This is a genomic window from Gorillibacterium sp. CAU 1737, from assembly GCF_039888655.1.
Lineage (GTDB): Bacteria > Bacillota > Bacilli > Paenibacillales > NBRC-103111 > Gorillibacterium.
Map to the genome: position 1 here is coordinate 17370 of NZ_JBDQQO010000007.1, position 15042 is coordinate 32411.

At 56.6% G+C, this 15042-nt stretch carries 15 protein-coding genes; 14 read left to right on the forward strand and 1 reads right to left on the reverse strand.

What is annotated here, in order from left to right:
• The first annotated feature begins 90 nt into the window (after positions 1 to 90).
• From AAFN83_RS15195 to AAFN83_RS15245, 11 genes are all read left to right on the forward strand, one after another.
• Complete coding sequence (locus AAFN83_RS15195) at positions 91 to 1857, forward strand: L-fucose isomerase (RefSeq protein ID WP_347770802.1); 1767 nt, start codon at positions 91 to 93, stop codon at positions 1855 to 1857.
• 25 nt (positions 1858 to 1882) lie between these two features.
• Positions 1883 to 3361, forward strand: a complete 1479-nt coding sequence (locus AAFN83_RS15200; RefSeq protein WP_347770804.1) for a rhamnulokinase — start codon at positions 1883 to 1885, stop codon at positions 3359 to 3361.
• Between the two features lie 40 nt (positions 3362 to 3401).
• Positions 3402 to 4073: a class II aldolase/adducin family protein gene (locus AAFN83_RS15205; protein WP_347770806.1), complete on the forward strand. Its 672-nt coding sequence runs from the start codon at positions 3402 to 3404 to the stop codon at positions 4071 to 4073.
• A gap of 50 nt (positions 4074 to 4123) precedes the next feature.
• Positions 4124 to 4555, forward strand: a complete 432-nt coding sequence (gene fucU, locus AAFN83_RS15210; RefSeq protein WP_347770808.1) for an L-fucose mutarotase — start codon at positions 4124 to 4126, stop codon at positions 4553 to 4555.
• Between the two features lie 217 nt (positions 4556 to 4772).
• Positions 4773 to 5468 (forward strand): response regulator transcription factor, encoded by a 696-nt coding sequence (locus AAFN83_RS15215; RefSeq protein WP_347770810.1) that lies wholly within the window; start codon positions 4773 to 4775, stop codon positions 5466 to 5468.
• The gene (locus AAFN83_RS15220; RefSeq protein ID WP_347770812.1) at positions 5465 to 6448 is read left to right on the forward strand and encodes a sensor histidine kinase; all 984 of its coding nucleotides are present in this window, start codon (positions 5465 to 5467) and stop codon (positions 6446 to 6448) included. Before AAFN83_RS15215 ends, AAFN83_RS15220 begins: the two co-directional genes overlap by 4 nt.
• Before the next feature lie 63 nt (positions 6449 to 6511).
• Positions 6512 to 7435, forward strand: coding sequence for an ABC transporter ATP-binding protein (locus AAFN83_RS15225; protein WP_347770814.1), 924 nt, complete (start codon positions 6512 to 6514; stop codon positions 7433 to 7435).
• Entirely contained in the window at positions 7429 to 8136 is a 708-nt protein-coding gene (locus AAFN83_RS15230; RefSeq protein WP_347770816.1) for an ABC transporter permease, read from the forward strand. The genes AAFN83_RS15225 and AAFN83_RS15230 overlap by 7 nt, the downstream gene beginning before the upstream one ends.
• A gap of 17 nt (positions 8137 to 8153) precedes the next feature.
• On the forward strand, positions 8154 to 9014 hold the full coding sequence (locus AAFN83_RS15235) for a DUF4097 family beta strand repeat-containing protein (RefSeq protein WP_347770818.1): 861 nt from the start codon (positions 8154 to 8156) through the stop codon (positions 9012 to 9014).
• 94 nt (positions 9015 to 9108) lie between these two features.
• Complete coding sequence (locus AAFN83_RS15240; protein WP_347770820.1) at positions 9109 to 10065, forward strand: L-lactate dehydrogenase; 957 nt, start codon at positions 9109 to 9111, stop codon at positions 10063 to 10065.
• A 72-nt stretch (positions 10066 to 10137) separates the two neighbouring features.
• Complete coding sequence (locus tag AAFN83_RS15245; protein WP_347770822.1) at positions 10138 to 11340, forward strand: pyridoxal phosphate-dependent aminotransferase; 1203 nt, start codon at positions 10138 to 10140, stop codon at positions 11338 to 11340.
• Positions 11341 to 11493: 153 nt separating this feature from the next.
• On the opposite strand, the gene AAFN83_RS15250 is transcribed toward AAFN83_RS15245, so the two are convergent.
• Entirely contained in the window at positions 11494 to 12339 is an 846-nt protein-coding gene (locus AAFN83_RS15250) for a cupin domain-containing protein (protein WP_347770824.1), read from the reverse strand.
• A 245-nt stretch (positions 12340 to 12584) separates the two neighbouring features.
• Here AAFN83_RS15250 and AAFN83_RS15255 point away from each other — a divergent pair, with 245 nt between their 5' ends.
• The 3 genes from AAFN83_RS15255 to AAFN83_RS15265 all read left to right on the forward strand — a co-directional run bounded on the left by AAFN83_RS15255 (position 12585) and on the right by AAFN83_RS15265 (position 14999).
• The gene (locus tag AAFN83_RS15255) at positions 12585 to 13196 is read left to right on the forward strand and encodes a histidine phosphatase family protein (protein WP_347770826.1); all 612 of its coding nucleotides are present in this window, start codon (positions 12585 to 12587) and stop codon (positions 13194 to 13196) included.
• A gap of 53 nt (positions 13197 to 13249) precedes the next feature.
• A complete protein-coding gene (locus tag AAFN83_RS15260) occupies positions 13250 to 13735 on the forward strand; it encodes a hypothetical protein (RefSeq protein WP_347770828.1) in 486 nt (161 codons plus the stop codon).
• Between the two features lie 91 nt (positions 13736 to 13826).
• Positions 13827 to 14999, forward strand: a complete 1173-nt coding sequence (locus tag AAFN83_RS15265) for a GNAT family N-acetyltransferase (RefSeq protein ID WP_347770830.1) — start codon at positions 13827 to 13829, stop codon at positions 14997 to 14999.
• Positions 15000 to 15042: the final 43 nt, after the last annotated feature.

The window sequence follows — 15042 nt, forward strand, 5'->3', positions numbered from 1 at the left end:
AAGCGGTCGTTTTTGATTGTCATTGACAATGGAAATGGAAGACTACTATGATGAAAGGGATTACAATGGAAATTTTGGGAGGATGAGAGGATGGCAACCCAGTATCCCCGGATCGGCATACGGCCGACCATTGATGGAAGAAGACGCGGTGTGCGGGAATCCCTCGAGCGCCAAACGATGGGAATGGCCGAGCGGGTCGCTCAATTCCTGCAAGAGCAGCTTCGCTATCCAGACGGCTCGCCGGTGGAATGCGTCGTAGCGGATACGACCATCGGCGGCGTCTCGGAGGCGGCTGCATGCCGGGAGAAGTTCCTTTCTATGCGTGTTGGGTTATCGATAACCGTAGCGCCTTGCTGGTGTTATGGCTCCGAAACGATGGACATGGATGCTTCGCTCCCCCATGCCGTCTGGGGCTTCAATGGAACCGAGCGCCCCGGAGCTGTTTATTTGGCAGCAGTTCTGTCCGCCTATGCCCAAAAGGGAATCCCCGCCTTCGGCATCTACGGAGAGGACGTGCAGGATTCGGACAGCACGATCATTCCGGAGGATGTTCAGCGGAAGCTGCTTCGATTTGCCAGAGCAGGACTTGCCGTCGCGCTCATGAAGGGATCCGCTTACCTGTCGATGGGCTCCGTCTCCATGGGGATCGCGGGTTCCATCGTAAATGAGGCGTTCTTCCAGGATTACCTCGGCATGCGCAATGAGTACGTGGACATGTCCGAATTCGTCCGCCGATTCGAAGAAGGGATTTACGACAAGGAGGAGTTCGAACGGGCTTTGGCCTGGACGAAGGAGCATTGCCAGCTGGGGCCGGATCGAAACCCGGAGCACCTGCAGGTGTCTGCTGAGGAGAAGGACAAGCAGTGGGAGACCTGTGTCAAGATGACCCTCATCGCGCGCGATTTGATGGTGGGCAGCTCCGAGCTTGCCCGTTTGGGCTTCGAGGAAGAAGCGCAAGGACACCATGCGCTTGCCGGCGGATTCCAAGGGCAGCGGCAGTGGACGGATCATTTTCCGAACGGAGATTTCATGGAGACGATCCTCAATTCGTCCTTCGACTGGAACGGCAAGAGAGCGCCGTACATCCTCGCCACGGAAAACGACAGCTTGAACGGAGTCGCCATGCTGTTCAATTACTTGCTCACGAATACCGCACAAATTTTCGCCGATGTGCGCACGTATTGGAGTCCGACTGCGGTGAAACGGGTCACCGGCCACGAACTGGAGGGCATCGCGGCGAATGGAATCATCCATTTGATTAATTCCGGTTCAGCGGCACTCGATGGCACCGGACAGCAATCGCAGGAAGGGCAGCCTGCCATCAAGCCGTTCTGGGAGATTACCGATGATGAAGTGGACGCGATGCTCGACGCCACCCGCTTCCGTCCGGCAACTCAGGAATACTTCCGGGGAGGCGGCTTCTCGACGAATTACCTGACGAAGGGCGGCATGCCCGTGACGATGGTTCGCCTGAATCTTGTAAAAGGGCTCGGGCCGGTGCTGCAGCTCGTCGAAGGCTTCACGGTGGACCTGCCCGAGGACGTTCATCGGACACTGGATGATCGGACCGATCCCACATGGCCGACAACCTGGTTTGTGCCGCGTCTGACGGAGAGCGGGGCGTGCTCCTCGGTATACGAGGTCATGAACCAGTGGGGGGCGAACCATGGCGCGATCAGCTGCGGCCATATCGGAGCGGATCTGATCACCCTGGCGTCGATGCTGCGCATCCCGGTGTGCCTGCACAACGTTCCCGCCGCCGACCTGTTCCGCCCGCGTGTCTGGTCGCTGTTCGGCACGGAAAATGCCGAGGCCGCCGACTATCGGGCATGCGGCACCTTCGGTCCCCTGTATTGATGCGAGGAAGAGGCGGAGGTGCGGCATGAACCCAATGCTCACGATGCTGGCCGTCGACCTTGGAGCGAGCTCCGGTCGGGTGATTCACGGCACTTATGATGGTCACTCGCTCAAGACGGAGGAAGTCCACCGCTTTGCCAATACGCCCCTTCTCGTCGGGCGGGAGCTGGTCTGGAACGTGCTCGGTCTCTTTGCCGAGATCAAGCAGGGGATCCGGCTCGCTTGCCGCAAGCATGGAACCCCGGACAGCTTAAGCATCGACACCTGGGGAGTCGACTATGGCTATCTGGATGAGGGCGGCCGCCTGCTCTATGCCGCCCGCCATTACCGCGATGCGCGAATGGAACGGCATCGAGCGGAAGTGGAGCAGCGGGTTTCCCCAGCGGAGCAGTTCCGCCTGACGGGCAATCAGTCGGACTTGATCAATACCGTCTATCAGCTCTTTGCGGATGCCGTCGAGAATCCGAAGCTCTTCTCCACGGCTGATAAGCTGCTGCTGATGCCCGATCTGCTGTTGTACCTGTTGTCCGGCCGGGCGGTGGCGGAGCGGACGATTCTCAGCACCACCGGCCTGATCGATCCCGTCACCGGAGAGCCGTGTACCCCGCTTTGGAAGCAGCTCGGGCTGAACCCCGAGCTGCTTCCGGAACGGGTGGAGGCGGGAACGGTGATCGGGACGCTGCTCCCGGAGCTGCAGGAGGAGCTCGGCTGCGGACCGATCCGCCTCATCGCGGGGGCTTCGCATGATACGGCCTCGGCCGTAGCCGCGATCCCGTACCGGGAGCGGGAAGGGGCCGCCTTCCTGAGCAGCGGAACGTGGTCGCTCGTCGGGGTGGAGACGAGCGAGGCCATTCGCACGGAAGCGTGCGATCGGCTCGGCTTCACCAACGAGGCCTGCTACGGGGGCGGCCATCGCCTGCTGAAGAACACGACCGGCCTCTGGCTGCTGCAGGAGGTGCAGCGCGAGTGGGCCGAAGCCGGCGAAGAGTATGCCTTCGCCGAGCTGGTGTCGCTTGCGGCGGAGGCTCCTGCCGCCGGCACCGTATTTGACCCCGATGCCCCGATCTTCCGCGCTCCGGGCCGCATGAGCGCCCGCATCGCGGACTACTGCCGGGGGCAGGGGCTTGCGGTGCCGGACGGCAAGGGCGAGCTCGTCCGGCTCATCTTCGACAGCCTTGCGGCTTCCTACGGCCGCACGGTGGGGCAATTGGAAGCCGTGACGGGCAAGCCGCTCCACACGATCCATCTCGTGGGAGGCGGCGCCCGCAACCGGCTGCTCTGCCAGCTGACGGCCGATGCCACCGGCAAGGCCGTCATCGCCGGACCGGTGGAGGCGAGCGCACTCGGCAACCTCCTCGTCCAGCTTCAGACGTTGGGCGTGCTGACGCGGGAGCAGGCGGCGGAGGTGGTCGCCCGCTCGGAGCCGCTCGCCATCTATCGACCGGGAGAACCCTTCCCGGAACAAAAGGAAGCGACGCACTCGATTTCCTCAATCGCAGAGTAACCCAAATTGCCAACCACGAACAAAGGAGACAAGAGAACTCATGGAGAAAAAGGTAGAGACCCCGGAAGAACGCGAGCACAAGCTGCGCCTCCTCATTTGCGACATCGGCCGGAACCTGTTCAACAAGGAATACATTGCAGCCAACGATGGGAACATCTCGGCCAGGCTGAGCGAGAGTGAAGTGCTGGCGACGCCGACCGGGGTAAGCAAGGGCTACCTGGAGCCGCACATGCTCGTGAAGGTGAACCTCGCAGGCGACATTCTGGAGGCGCATGAGGACTATCGCCCTTCCACAGAAGTGAAGATGCATCTGCGCGTGTACCGCGCTCTCCCCGGGATGGGCGGGGTGGTTCACGCTCATCCGCCTTTCGCCACCGCCTTCGCCATCAAGGGGGAGCCGCTCGACAAGATGATGATGCCGGAATCGGTCATCGCCATGGGCGACATCCCGGTGGCTCAATACGGCACTCCTTCTACAGAAGAGGTTCCCGATTCGCTTGAGCCCTTCTTCGGCAAAAAATCCGCGGTGCTTCTGGAGAGTCACGGAGCCATCACCTGGGGAAAGGATGTCATGGCCGCCTATATGAACATGGAGCGGCTGGAGTACACGGCCAAGCTAACGTTCCTGACCCGCATGATCGATGGAGAGAGGGAGCTCTCGCCCAAGCGAATTGAAGAGCTGGTGGCGCTGCGCTCTTTTTACGGCATGTAAATCAAGGGGAAAGCAAGGCCCATTCTCTAATGAAAAGAGGAACGCATCCCATGCTGAAACGCATTCCCAAGCTGTTGTCCCCGGAGCTGGTCCGGGTCATGATGGAGATGGGGCACGGCGACGAGCTCGTCCTGGCCGATGCCAATTTCCCGGGGCATTCCCTGCACCCGCGGGTACTGCGCTGTGATGGCATCGGCATCCCCCGGCTGCTGACCGCCATCCTGGAGCTGCTGCCGCTCGATCATTATGCTTCCCAGCAAGCGATTCTCATGGGAGTCGTGCCCGGTGATCCAACCATTCCGGTCATCTGGGAGGAGTATGAGCGCATCGTTAAAGCGAGCGATCCGGATGCGGAATTCGGGCAGGAAGAACGGTTTGCCTTCTATGAGCGGGCCAAATCGGCTTATGCGATCGTCGTGACGGGAGAAGAGGCCTTGTATGGCAACCTCATTTTGAAAAAGGGCGTTATCGCTGGCGACTAGCGGAGGCGGGCTCCTTCACGGCAAGTATACGGCTTCTGGACTATGTGATTCTGCATAGCCGGAAGCCGTTTTTATTTGGATATCATTCTATCTTGGAGCCCATCCAAGAGTAGTGCCTCAATTCCCTCAATCTGTCATAATGGGAATGGAAGAAAGAGATGGGGATGGAGAGACATCCAGTTGCGTTTTCGATGATCGATGAGGTGGATAACGGGCGATGAAGCTTTTACTGATTGAAGACGATGGAGAAATTCGCGAAATGCTGGAGAGCTTCCTGCGCTCTCAGCAGTTTGAAGTCGAGACGGCTTGCGATGGCGAAGAGGCTTGTGTGAAGTTCGAGGAAGGGCGATACGATCTCATTCTTTTGGATCTGATGATCCCGCGAGTGAGCGGCCTGGAGGTCCTGCAGCGAATCCGAAAAAGCAGCACCGTTCCGATCCTGATCCTGTCTGCTCGGGACACGGACTCCGATATCACCCTGGGGCTTGGGCTTGGAGCAGATGATTATGTCACCAAACCGTTTTCCGTTGTGGAAGTGCTGGCCCGCATCAAAGCCAACCTCCGCAGGACCACCCAATATGCCGCGGCGCTTGCAACCTCCAGCCAGGAAATCCTGACCGCAGGCGAGTTGACCATGAACCTGGCCGAGCATTCGGTGATGAAGAACGGAGAGCTCATTGACTTGACCGCGAAAGAATATGACATTCTGAAGCTGCTCATGCAAAATCCGAAAAAGGTTTATACAAAGGAGCAGCTCTACTCTACCATTTGGAAGGAAGACTATTTTGGAGACGAGAACGCGGTGAATGTGCACATCAGCCGCCTCCGAAACAAGGTGGAAGACCATTCCCGCGATCCTCGTTATGTGCTCACGGTTTGGGGGATTGGCTACAAGCTGGGAGGCGGAAAATGAGCGAATCGACGCTTCTTTTTTTTATGTCGGGATGTGTTCTTGTCCTGCTTGTCCTTCTCGTATACCAGCAGCTCGCCTTACGAAAGGGCACGGAAGCCCATTTGATGGACATGTGCAGAAAATTGAATGACATTCTCGACCGGGACAGCGATGAGAAGGTGATGGTCTTCACCTCAAATAAAGCATTGATGGAGCTCGCGGCACAGATCAACCAGCTGCTCGAAGATCGTCAAAAGCGAAAAGCCGATTACCGGCGCTTTGAACGGACATCGAAAAAGATGCTCTCCAACATCTCACATGACATCAAGACTCCCTTGACGGTCATTCTCGGCTATCTTGAGATCATCCGGCTCGACTCCAAGGAGGAAGAAGAACGCCTGAGAAAGGTGGAGCACAAGGCCAAGCAGGTTTTGGACTTGTTGAATGAATTTTTTACGCTGGCGAAATTGGATGCCGAGGATATCGAGATTACCGTCAGCAAGGTGAACCTTTCGGAGATATGCCGAGAGAATCTGGTGGGCCTGTATGACATTCTAGTGCAAAAGGAATTTCAAGTGGAGGTGTCCGTACCGGAAACGGAGGTGCCGGTATACGGAAACAAGGATGCCTTGCATCGAATCCTGAACAATCTCCTCTCCAATTGCATTCGGTACGGCTCCGACGGCAAATACCTGGGCCTTTTTCTTCGAACAGATGAGGCCTACGCCTATCTTGATGTGGTGGACAAAGGGAAAGGAATTGAGCAGGCTTTTGCCGATAAAGTGTTCGACCGCTTGTATACGATGGAGGATTCCCGCAATCGGGACATTCAAGGGAATGGACTCGGGCTGACGATTGCCAAGCAGCTGGCGATTCGGCTCGGCGGGGAGCTTACGCTGGTTAGCATTCCTTATGAAAAAACGATTTTCACCGTCAAGCTGAAGCGGGCATCGGGATTCTTCCGGGAGACGGATCGAGAGACAGACGAAAGAAAATCGTAAGATTTCGTCAAGAGTTTTGAAAAAGCTGCCCGCTACAATGGAAGAGGAAAGGGGGCAAGCGAAATGACAGCCATTTTGCAGACGAATCACTTGACGAAGACGCTGGGGGGAAAGCCGCTGGTAGCGGACGTGAACCTTCATGTGAAGAAGGGCACGATCTACGGCTTTCTCGGTCCCAACGGAGCAGGGAAGACAACGGTTATGAAGATGATCACCAACCTGTGGAAGCCCACGAGCGGAAGCATTGAGCTTTTTGGAGAGGAGCTTACGCCTACTTCCTATGAAGTTCTGAAACGGATGGGCAGCATCATTGAATTTCCGACCTTTTATGAGCACCTGAGCGGCAAAGAGAACCTGGAACTCCATTGCGAGTATATGGGCTACTACAGCTCTGGCAGCGTGGAGCAAGCGCTGGCTCTGTTGGACCTGCAGGATGCTGGAACGAAACCGGTGAAGAGCTACTCCCTCGGAATGAAGCAGCGTTTGGGCTTGGCTCGGGCTGTTTTGTGCAAGCCGGAATTGCTGATTTTGGATGAACCGACGAACGGCCTTGACCCGGCCGGAATGAAGCAGATCCGGGACTTATTGAGAATGCTCTGTGAAGAATACGGAATGACCCTCCTGATCTCCAGCCACATCCTGTCGGAAATCGAGAGCATTGCGGACACGATCGGGGTTATTCATCACGGGAAGCTGGTAAAGGAAATTTCGATGAAGGAGATCGCGGATTCCAGCCTGGCTTATCTGGAGCTGTCGGTATCGGATGTCAAACGAGCTTCCTATGTGCTGGAAGAGAAGCTTTCGATTGCCAACTTCAAGGTGATGGATGAGCGCAGCATCCGAATCTATGACAACCGCTATTCGGCCAAGGAATTGGCTAAGACGCTGGCCATGAATGAAGTTGATTTTGATGGGATCGGCAAGAAGGCAGACACCCTGGAGGATTACTTCCTGAAGCTGACCATGGAGGGGGAGAAATCATGCTGAAACTGATCCGGTTGGAATGGAAAAAGAACCACATCGCTCGGTACATTCGGAATGCCCTCATCGTTGCGGGAGTATTGGGTCTGTTCTTGTTTGCGACCGCCTATTTTGGCATTGCCAATGATCCGGACACAGGGGTTCCAGACACCGCAGAGGGGTACAATTTCATGTCCGCCTCGGTCGAGATGGTGACGGGCATTACGTTTCTGATCTTCACCAGTCTGATGCTGGCGAGCTTCATTGTCAGCGCCTATAAGAACAAAACCATGAATCTGATGTTCTCCTACCCGATCAAGCGGCGAAACATTCTGATCTCCCAAATGCTAGCGGTTTGGATCTTCAATTTTGCTGCTTTGGTTCTGACCAAGCTGCTCATCTACGGCTGTATTCTTGCAGGCTCGGCCTACAAAGCGTCCGCCTTTCCGATTGACTATGACATGACGCACCTCTCCTTCTATGCTCAGCTCGTCTTGAAGTCGGTTGTCACCGTCAGCGTGAGCTTCATCGCTTTGTTTGTCGGGCTCGTTCTGCGCTCCTCCAAAGCGACGATTGTCACCTCGTTTCTGCTCATCCTGCTGACTCAGGCCAACATTGGAGATTACTCGCTTGCGAACCGGCCGATCTTTCCTCTTGTGCTGATCGCGGTTTCCCTGGTGTTTGCCTTTCTCTCCATCCGCAACGTGGAAACCAAGGACTTACTATAGAGATCGGAGGAAAAGCCATGAAGGGAAAAGGGATTTGGTTCTGCATGTTCTTGCTCTTGCTGATTGGACTGACAGGCTGCGGCAAGGGAAAGAGCATAACCACAGAAGAAAGCTTCGAGCCGGGAAAGGTTTCATCCATAGCCATAGAAAGCGACTCATGGGATATCCAGATTGGGAAATCGGCGGATTCGAACATTCATGTCGGCTTCAAAGGCTCCTCGAAGGAAGAACGGGATTCGGCAACGGCTCGGTTGCAGAACGGGGAGCTCGCGATCCAGCAGTCCGAACCCCAGAAGTCTTTCGCTAATCAAGTAACACTCGGAAAAGCGGGGACCATCAAGCTGGACCTGCCCCAAGACGTTTCGCTACCCCTTAAGCTGGTGAATGGCGATGGGGATTTCAAAGTAGAGGATGTATCCTTCTCGGAGTTGACGATTGAGAATGATTCAGGGTATGCAACCCTGTCGAACCTGTTGGTGGATAAGCTGAACGTTCTCACAAAATCAGGCGACTTCAAGCTATTAAGCGGGGTCTACGACCAAGTGAAGGTGGTAGCCGATTCCGGCTATGTGACGATGAGCAAGGTACAGGCTCCTCGCGCGGAGGTTAGCGCTTCGTCGGGAGAGGTTGCCGTGACGGGAATTCAAGAGTCCCCTGATCTTGCGATTCGGACGGGCTCCGGGGACATCACCGTTTCCTACCAGGAGAATCCCGCGAGCTTATCCTTTCTTGTGTCCAGTTTGTCGGAGGACGTAACCGTCCGATTCAAGAATGCTTCTTACACGGCAGATGTTCCCGCTCGAAAAGAGGGAATGGTCGGAGCAGGCGTGAATCGACTATCCGTCAGCAGCGATGGCGGCACCATTGTAATTCGATAGAAGACGAGTTCTCTCTTGTCGGCTTAGGCATTGCCCATCCGGTCCATCCTTTCTATAATGAATGAAACGAGTCAAAGGAGAGCGAACAGGCCACATGCCAATCAGTCGAAGCAAAATCGTCATCGTGGGAACCGGGGCCGTGGGCGCGGCGGTCGCCTTTAACCTGGCGATTAACCACACCTGCGATGATCTCGTCCTCATCGACAAGAACAAACGGAAGGCATGGGCGGAAGCGAAGGATTTGCAGCATTCGCTCGGCTATCGGGGCATTCGGATGAATGTCACCGATGGAGATTACCCCGACTGCGCCGACGCCGATCTCGTGGTGATCGCAGCGGCGCTGCCTTATGTGCAGGGCCAGACCCGACTCGATCAGGTGGAAAAGGCGGCGGAGGTCGTGAGGAGCATCGTCACGCCGGTCATGGCGAGCGGCTTCCAGGGGATGTTCGTCGTCATCACGAACCCGGTCGACATCATGACCTACTGCGTGCACCGATGGTCCGGCCTGCCGGATAGCCGTGTGATCGGAACGGGCACCGCGCTCGACTCGGCCCGCCTCAAGTACCATCTTTCGGAGACGATGAATGTTGACCCGCAGAGCGTCTATGCGATCTGCATGGGCGAGCACGGCGATTCGCAGCTGGTTCCGTGGAGCCAGGTGACGGTCGGCGGCAAGCGGTTCCTCGACATTCTGAAGGACAACCCGGATCGCTTTCCCGGCTTTGATGTTGCGGATATGGGCAAGCATATCATGCAGGTGGCCTATGACATCGTGATGGCCAAGGGGGCAACGACTTTCGGCATCGCCGCCACCACGGTCCAGATCATCCAGGCCATTCTGCGCGACGAGAACAAGGTGATCCCCGTGTCGGCCATGCTGCATGGGGAATACGGGGAGAGCGGCGTATACGCCGGTATTCCGGCGGTCATCAACAACCAGGGCATCAAGGAGCTGGTGGAGCTGCACCTGACACCCGAGGAGCGCAGTGCGCTCAGCCGCTCGGTGGCGCTCATTCGCGACTACTGCGACAAGATTGCGGGAATCGATTGATGCAAGGAACAAGCTGCCGGGCCGGTAATCCGACCTTGAATGTCTGGAGGCAGCAAAGAAGGAGGGAACCCGATGGTATCGCAAGAGATGTACGAGCTAGGAAGCAAACGATCCGTCATTCGCGAGATTTTTGAGTTTGGCAAGCAGCGAGCCGCCGAGATCGGCGCGGAGCATGTGTTTGATTTCAGCCTGGGCAACCCGAGTGCCCCGGCGCCGGAATCCGTGAAGGAAGCGCTGCTTGCGCTTCTGACGCAGGAGGATTCCGTGTCCGTGCACAGCTATACCTCGGCACAAGGGGATGTGCAGGTGCGGCAAGCCATTGCCGACTACCTGAACGGCCTCTATGGAACGAACGAATCGGCGGATCGCCTCTACATGACCGTCGGCGCAGCCGCTTCGCTCAGTGTCAGCATCAAGGCGGTGGCGGGCAAGGGTGATGAGGTGATCGCCATCGCTCCCTATTTCACGGAATACAAGGTATTCGTGGAATCGGCAGGGGCAACTCTCGTGGTTGTTCCAGCCAAGCTCGATGATTTTCAGATCGACTTCGATGCGCTGGAAGAACGAATCACGGAGCGAACCCGGGCGATCCTGATCAATTCGCCGAGCAACCCGACCGGGGTGGTCTACTCCCTGGAAACCGTGAAACGGCTATGTGCTCTGCTTCAAGAGAAGGAGCAGAAGTTCGGCCACGCCATCTACCTGATCACGGACGAGCCCTATCGGGAGATCGTGTACGATGATGTGGATGTTCCTTATATTCCGCTTTCCTACGCCAATACCATCGTCTGCTATTCGTTCAGCAAATCCCTCTCCGTACCGGGGGAGCGGATCGGCTATGTGCTGGTTCCCACTGGGGTCGAGGAGGGAGAGAAGGTCTACGCCGCCATTTGCGGGGCGGGACGGGCGCTCGGCTATGTCTGCGCACCGAGCCTGTTTCAGAAGGCGATCGCGCGATGTCTCGGCCAGACGGCTGATCTGAACGTCTACAAGACCAACCGCGATCTGCTCTATGAGGCTCTTCAGGAGTACGGGTACGAATGCGTATACCCGGACGGGGCCTTCTATCTCTTCGTCAAAGCGCTGGAGGAGGATGCGAACCTCTTCTGCGCCCGAGCACGCGAGCTGGGCCTCCTGTTCGTCCCCAGCGATGACTTTGGCTGTACCGGCTATGTACGCATCTCCTACTGCGTGCCGGAGGATCGGATTCGGCGGTCGCTCCCGGCCTTCAAGCGCCTCGCTGAGGAGTACCGAGCAGAGACGAATCGGGTCTAATGCTGCCCGCAGAGAGCCTGAGGGCTTCCATATGAACCTGAATAAGGAACGGGCTGAGCCAAAGGAAGATTTTCCTTTGGCTCAGCCCGTTTGTCTGGATTCGCCTTCATCTGCAAGATAAAGTCGGAAGCGAACGATCAGTCTGTCTTTGCGTTATTGGCCTTCTGCCTTCCAGCCGTAGGAAACCTGGGTAGGGTAAGCCGGATAGCCTCCGTTGAATGAGGCTTCGGCTGCTGCGTGATCGTAGCGGTAGCTTGAGGTTGCAGCGGGGTAGTAGGGAGATTGCCCATAAGGGATATAGCCTGTGGGTAACCCGGATGGACCATACCCTGGTGGGAACCCGAAGGGGGAGTATCCTCCTGCTTGCGGGTGCAGGACTCCATCCGGTTGAACGGCTTGGCGGCCACCCATCGGCATGGCAGCCGGCTTATGGGCCTTCCCATTCCCGGCACCGCCGACTTGGGTGTTTTTGCAATCCTTGGGCGGTCCGATGATCACGGTGCCCGTGATCGGAGCGAGGGCTTCCTTGATCATCGCTTCATCCAGGCAATAGGTGTGGGAGAGAATTTCTGCCGGTGTCAGCCGGAGAATGTCCGACCCGTTGACGAATTCGGGAACCGGAGCGTCAAAGATGGCAAGAAGGTGGGTGTCATCCTCGAGGGCAACCTCGTAATGCCACCAGCCTTGCGGAACGTTGGCGACCTGCTGCGGACGAATGGGCATGTTGATCAGCTTTTTCGTAAAGGGATTGATGAGCGAAACCACCGCCGAACCGGAGACGCAGTACACCAGCTCCGAGGCATTCTGGTGGATATGCGGCTCGACCACGTTGGACCTGCTGAGGAAGATATCCAACAGCGAGGTGTTGCCGAGGGTGTTTAGCTCCTTGATGGAGAGAATGTTGATGTAGTTTTGGCTGTCCTTGGCAATCAAACGGTTGTTGCTCAGATCGAAGCTGAAGTTTACGTCCGGCGAAGAGTAATCCATGTATCGATTCATTGGGAAGGCACCCACCTTTCTTTTTCATAGGAATGGCATCGTCGAACAACATGCTTTCGATATCCTATGTGGGCTTTTCACAGGCGTGAGCCCAAAAGAGAAGGGGCGTGAACGGCAAATGTCTACCCAAAGAGAGAAATCCTGTGCTGGAAAAGGAACGGCCACCTCGTCCCATTGACGGGACCTTCAAGCTGTGTGAAAATCAACCCATCTGCAAAGAGCGAGAAACAGGTAGGAGTGAGCGAGTGGTTACCTTTGGATTTATCCGGCATGGCCTAACGGATTGGAATGCAGAATATCGGGCTCAAGGCCAGCATGATGTACCGTTGAATGCGGAAGGACTTCGGCAGGCTCGGCTGCTTGGCGCCCGGCTTGCGAACGAGTCCTGGGACTATCTGTACACAAGCGATCTGTCCCGCGCCCGCGTAACTGCCGAGATCGCGGCCGAGGCGATGGGAATGGAGGTAACGGGCTCTGATCCGCGCCTTCGGGAAAAGTCGCACGGGCGTCTCGACGGAACGACCGTAGCGGACCGAATCGCAGCGTGGGGGGAGGATTGGGCCAAGCTCGACCACGGGGAAGAAAGCGTCGAGTCCATCCTGGCGCGAAGCATGGACTTTCTGAAGGAGAAGGCAGCGGAGCATCCCGATAAGCGGATTCTTATCGTGAGCCACGGCGCCTGGATCGCCCGTACCATTGAGCATCTGCTTCAAGTGGAGGACATCCCGCATATTGGCAACACCTATTTGTGCGTCCTGAACGGAGGCGACAACGAGGGGTGGAGCTGCACGCTTCCTCCTTGCGCCAAGCATTTGGACGTGTCGGCCGAGACGTCGGAGGACAGCGCCTCTTGCTAAAAGCGGGGTTTGCCAGTCTAAGCAGGCCTGTCATATAATCAAGGAGCATAGGGATGAACAGCTTCCTGGAGGTGGAGAATTTGAGCGATTTTATGCTGTTTTTGCATTTTATCGGGCTGTCGGTCTGGCTCGGTTCTTTGGTCATGGTAGCAGTCTTGCTTGCCATGCTCAAAAAGCAATCCGGAGAAGGGGAGGAACGAGTGGTCCGCCTGATCATTCGCGTCTTCAACATCCTGTCTCACCCGGGAGCGTTTCTGGTGTTGATCAGCGGTTTCGCCATGATGGGCATGAACAGCGGCTCGGGAGACAAGGGAATGCCCTTTTGGCTCACGTACATGAGAGATGTCGGCACGACCATCATCGTGCTGTCCATGATCGTGCTGTCGATCCTGGGCCGCAAGGTCATCAACAAGAAGCCGGAGCCGGGCGAACCGGCGGTGCGCAAGGACAAGCTTGCGACGTTTTTAACCGTGGAGATGGTCATCATCGGACTGCTTCTGTCCGTCCTGCTCATCGTAAGCTTCCGCGTGAACTTCTGACGAGAGAAATGCGGCTGCAGGGATCGGCCGGCTGTCCAGCTGGCCGTTTGCGCTGCTTGTTATTCCAAGAGCCGTGAAGGGAGTGTTGGAAATGCGGAACGGAATCCATCCGATTCCACCGGAGGATCACATCGAATTTTTGCGCTTGTCCGAGTTTGCCTTTCAGTACGAGAGCAACGAGGAGGAGCGTCAGAGAAAGACCGCCATCCTGAAGCAGGATGAAATGTGGGGCTATTATGTGGAAGGAAACCTTGCCGCCAAGCTGATGCTCCTCCCGCTGGCGGTGAACATCGGGGAGCGCTTGTTTGCCATGGGCGGAATTGCATCCGTTTCCACGTGGCCGGAATACCGCCGCAACGGCTTTGTGGGTCAACTGCTCAAGCAATCGTTTCGGCAAATGCGGGAAGCGGGACAAAGCTTGTCCATGCTGAGTCCGTTCTCGTATGCCTTTTATCGGAAATACGGGTACGAGATCTATACCGATGTCAAAACCTATGAGCTTGACCTGAGCTTGATCCCGCCGCTTCCTGATCCCGCTGGTTCCTTTGAGCGTACACGCGACGTCAAACTCTTGCGTGAGATCTATGATGTGTATAGCCGGCGTTATAGCGGCATGCTCGCCCGCTCGGAGGAGTGGTGGGATCGCTTGCTGGAGAAGCGAAATTCCACGATCGCCGTATGGAGGGACAAGCAGGGGACTCCTCGCGGGTACATCAAGTATGTGATTCAACAGTATGAGATGAAGGTTCACGAGTGGATTTACCTGGATGAGGAGGCACGCATGGCGCTGTTGAAGTGGATCTCTCAACATGATTCCATGTGTGGCAAAGTAACGATGAAAGCCCCGGCGGACGATGCGTTGTCCTTCCTGCTGCCCAACCCTCGCTTCAAGCAGGAGGCGGCTCCTTATTTCATGGCGAGGATCGTGGATGCGGAGGCGTTCGTACGCGATTATCCCTTCCGTTCCGGAGGGAGAACGGAGCTGTTCCTCAACCTGGAGGACACCCATGCCGATTGGAATGCGGGGAGCTTCCTCTTGACGGTGGATGCGGAAGGGAAGGGGAAGCTGGAGCGGGTGTCGACGGCTTCCGATTCGGGCCAGACGCTATCCTGTACCATCCAGACGCTCGCCGCGCTTCTCATGGGCTATCTCTCGCCTACTGCTCTTCTGCGGATGGGCCGGCTTTCCGGCGATGAGGATGCGGCAAGGCAACTGGAAGATCGGCTTCCGGGCTTGACGCCTTACTTGACGGATTTCTTTTGATCAACAAATGTGTAAAAGGTTTTACCTAACGCGTGTTTGCAAA

What these genes read in the sequence shown, in the direction of transcription:
- AAFN83_RS15265 (WP_347770830.1), top strand. Translation starts at nt 13,827, where the DNA reads ATGCGGAACGGAATCCATCCGATTCCACCGGAGGATCACATCGAATTT.
- AAFN83_RS15220 (WP_347770812.1), top strand. Translation starts at nt 5,465, where the DNA reads ATGAGCGAATCGACGCTTCTTTTTTTTATGTCGGGATGTGTTCTTGTC.
- AAFN83_RS15200 (WP_347770804.1), top strand. Translation starts at nt 1,883, where the DNA reads ATGAACCCAATGCTCACGATGCTGGCCGTCGACCTTGGAGCGAGCTCC.
- AAFN83_RS15260 (WP_347770828.1), top strand. Translation starts at nt 13,250, where the DNA reads ATGAACAGCTTCCTGGAGGTGGAGAATTTGAGCGATTTTATGCTGTTT.
- AAFN83_RS15240 (WP_347770820.1), top strand. Translation starts at nt 9,109, where the DNA reads ATGCCAATCAGTCGAAGCAAAATCGTCATCGTGGGAACCGGGGCCGTG.
- AAFN83_RS15230 (WP_347770816.1), top strand. Translation starts at nt 7,429, where the DNA reads ATGCTGAAACTGATCCGGTTGGAATGGAAAAAGAACCACATCGCTCGG.
- AAFN83_RS15235 (WP_347770818.1), top strand. Translation starts at nt 8,154, where the DNA reads ATGAAGGGAAAAGGGATTTGGTTCTGCATGTTCTTGCTCTTGCTGATT.
- AAFN83_RS15245 (WP_347770822.1), top strand. Translation starts at nt 10,138, where the DNA reads ATGGTATCGCAAGAGATGTACGAGCTAGGAAGCAAACGATCCGTCATT.
- AAFN83_RS15195 (WP_347770802.1), top strand. Translation starts at nt 91, where the DNA reads ATGGCAACCCAGTATCCCCGGATCGGCATACGGCCGACCATTGATGGA.
- fucU (WP_347770808.1), top strand. Translation starts at nt 4,124, where the DNA reads ATGCTGAAACGCATTCCCAAGCTGTTGTCCCCGGAGCTGGTCCGGGTC.
- AAFN83_RS15250 (WP_347770824.1), bottom strand. Translation starts at nt 12,339, where the DNA reads ATGAATCGATACATGGATTACTCTTCGCCGGACGTAAACTTCAGCTTC.
- AAFN83_RS15225 (WP_347770814.1), top strand. Translation starts at nt 6,512, where the DNA reads ATGACAGCCATTTTGCAGACGAATCACTTGACGAAGACGCTGGGGGGA.
- AAFN83_RS15205 (WP_347770806.1), top strand. Translation starts at nt 3,402, where the DNA reads ATGGAGAAAAAGGTAGAGACCCCGGAAGAACGCGAGCACAAGCTGCGC.
- AAFN83_RS15215 (WP_347770810.1), top strand. Translation starts at nt 4,773, where the DNA reads ATGAAGCTTTTACTGATTGAAGACGATGGAGAAATTCGCGAAATGCTG.